Raw genomic sequence first — 2241 nt, 5'->3', positions numbered from 1 at the left:
GTCATAGCCCGGAAAAACGAAGGTGCTTGAAAGATACACCGGCGGCGTGACCGCACCGAAGCCACGGTCGGCAGCAATGCCGTTCGCCGCCGCAATGGTCCGTGGATCTTGGGGCTTTGTCATGACGACAATCTCGCGCTAGATGAGCCAAGGTCGGTCGGGAATCAGTTCAGCGGCTGGACCATGGGTAGACAACGCCGCAGCTTCCGGGCTTCAGCGGGATCGTCAGGGCGGTAATTCGTTCCCATTCTCGGCCGCAAAGCCCGGGCCCGGAAACTCGGATGCAGTGGTCTGTCGGCACAGTCCTGCTCGTGATTTTTTTGCCAAATTAGGAAGCCTGACGGAGCGCGCATCCTGAATGCTCTGCCGGCTGTCGGACACGACCATCGCATTCGAGCTTTGGCCATGACAAACGAATGATATTGCTAGTTTGATGCAATAATTTTGTTGCAAATGATTGTTGAAACGCCCGTCCTATAGTTCTCTCGATTGCGTATCGTTCCTTCTAAGAACGATGCGTCCCGTGGTCGAAAAATGCGCTTGTCAAATTCCAGTTTTTTGCTGTGTCGAGATAACGCACGCACCTAACTTGCCTGTTTGTGCGTGCTCAACTGCGCAAGGACATTCGGTCGGTCGAGACCGCCTGCGGCGATCCATAGGTCGGTGCTGCTCGCAGCCCGCTCGATCAAATACCTTCGTCTGGGAGAAGTCGTAGGCGATCCGAACAGCGGACAAAGTGACGGCAGGACGAAGAAGTCGAAGCGGTGGGATCGCGGCGTCTGCCGCGATCCCACGATCCAGATTGACCGCTACGGCGCCACCGCGATGTGGCCCTTCATGTTGGGGTGGAAGCGGCAGAAATAGTCGACCGCTCCCGCAGCCTTCAATGTCAGGCTTGCGGACTTTTTCGGCGGGATCATCACCTCCCAACCGCCCTTGACGGTGGCCGTGTGCCCGAACATGTCCTTGTTCACCCACTCGATCGTATCGCCAACCTTCGCCTCGACCGTCGCTGGCGAGAACACCAGCTTGTCGATGGTGACCTGGATGGTTTCTGCCTTCACCGGCGCGGCAATGACTGTCAGCGCCAGTGCAATCCAAAGATGACGTTTCGGCACCATCAGCGCCGGCCTCATTTCAGCATACTGGCGACGTGTTCGGCATGCTGCTCATGGCCCTGGAATATCTTCAGGCCGGTCTCCAGCAGGCTCTTCAACTCGGCATTGCTGGCCGACGGGATGAGCAGCGTTTCAAGAGCGCCGTCGACCTGCTTGTGATAGGCCACCTCATTGTCGACATAGGCCTTGTCAAAGGCCGCGCCCTTGAGCTTGGCGAGCTTGGCCCGTTCCTCGGCCGCAGCCTTCGTCAGCGCCTTGCTGGTGTCGTTGTCTTCCGGCGTCACCTTGAGTTTCTTGACCAGGTCGAGCGCCTGCACATTCACCGCCTCATGGTCGCGCACCATGTCCTTGGCGAAGGCGAGCACCTCCTTGTTCTTCGACTTCTTGAGCGCTTGCTTTGCCGCCTCGACATCGATCACGCCGGCTGTATAGGCGATGTGGGCGATCTGCGGGTCGGTCGGTTTGTCGGCGGCTTGCGCGAGCGGGGCAGTGCCGAGCAGCAGCATGGCGGCCAGGGCGGCTGTGTGACGAATAAGCATGGCATCTCCTTCGCCCGGATGCGGGAACCGCATCGGGCATCGTTTTCAGTTGACGGTCATTGGATGCGCGGCGGCAGCAAACGTTCCCGCCAAAATCAGCTGAATCTAACGAGGGTCAGCCTTCCAGGCCGAGCCGCTTCATCACGGCAACTGTAAGCCGCTCGCAGCGCCGACCCGCAAAGGGGAAGGCGTCGAGCAGCACTGGCCCGATCTGGTCATCCAGCGCCTTGCGCAGCAGGGCGCGGGCGCGATGCAGCCGGGTCTTGACGGTTTGTGGCCGCACGCCGAGCAGTTCTGAAGTCTCTTCAATGCTCAGGCCCTCGATCACCCGCGCCACGAACACCATCCGGTAGACGTCTGGAAGGCTGTCAGTTGCGCGTTCCACCAGTTGGAGGATCTGCCGTTGCGCCATCGTCCGCTCCGGATCGTCGCTGGGGTTGAGGGGAAACTGGATAATCTCGGCCTGGGGGTTCTCGGGCATCGCCACCGTTCGCCGTCTTTTACGCAACCGGCCGAGCGCTTCATTGATGACGATGCGCGACAGCCACGTGCCGAGCGAGGCATCGCCGCGAAAACTCTCGAGA

General features: G+C 59.9%; 3 protein-coding genes. All 3 read right to left on the bottom strand.

Annotation, left to right across the window (positions count from 1 at the left end; translation table 11 throughout):
* Positions 1-809: 809 nt before the first annotated feature.
* Positions 810-1136 carry a cupredoxin family copper-binding protein gene (locus tag EN993_RS34940; protein WP_164758027.1) on the bottom strand — a complete coding sequence of 109 codons (327 nt, stop codon included), beginning with the start codon at positions 1134-1136 and terminating at the stop codon, positions 810-812.
* Positions 1133-1657: a DUF4142 domain-containing protein gene (locus tag EN993_RS34935; protein ID WP_127266159.1), complete on the bottom strand. Its 525-nt coding sequence runs from the start codon at positions 1655-1657 to the stop codon at positions 1133-1135. The genes EN993_RS34940 and EN993_RS34935 overlap by 4 nt, the downstream gene beginning before the upstream one ends.
* Positions 1658-1772: 115 nt before the next feature.
* Positions 1773-2241 (bottom strand): RNA polymerase sigma factor (locus EN993_RS34930; RefSeq protein ID WP_127266158.1); only part of this gene is annotated, 469 nt, incomplete at its 5' end.

This window comes from Mesorhizobium sp. M7D.F.Ca.US.004.01.2.1 (assembly GCF_003997785.1).
Taxonomy (GTDB): Bacteria; Pseudomonadota; Alphaproteobacteria; order Rhizobiales; family Rhizobiaceae; genus Mesorhizobium; species Mesorhizobium loti.
Note: the sequence above shows the minus strand (reverse complement) of the source record. Positions and strands in the feature narration are given on the sequence as shown.